This is a genomic window from Halomonas sp. ND22Bw, assembly GCF_003011945.1.
Classification (GTDB): Bacteria; Pseudomonadota; Gammaproteobacteria; order Pseudomonadales; family Halomonadaceae; genus Halomonas; species Halomonas halophila.
Window position 1 is genome coordinate 1 of record NZ_PXWD01001818.1, and the last position, 234, is coordinate 234.

Here is a 234-nt window from a genome sequence, read left to right on the forward strand (position 1 = left end):
TCAGCTTGCCGTCCTGAACGATCAGCCAGGCCCAACCGGAACCGAATTGAGCGGCGCCGGCGGCGTTGAAGTCTTCCTTGAACTTGTCCATTCCGCCCAGGTCGGCGTCGATGGCGGCGGCGAGTTCAGCCGACGGTTCGCCGGCCTGATCGGCCGGGGCCAGCAGCTCCCAGAACAGGCTGTGGTTCCAGTGACCGCCGCCGTTGTTGCGAACGGCCTTCGGCGCCTTGGAGA

At 66.2% G+C, this 234-nt stretch carries 1 protein-coding gene; it reads right to left on the minus strand.

Going from position 1 to position 234, the window contains the following annotated elements; all coding sequences use genetic code 11:
- On the minus strand, window positions 1-234 hold a 234-nt coding region (locus CVH10_RS24545; RefSeq protein WP_369336030.1), incomplete at both ends, for a superoxide dismutase.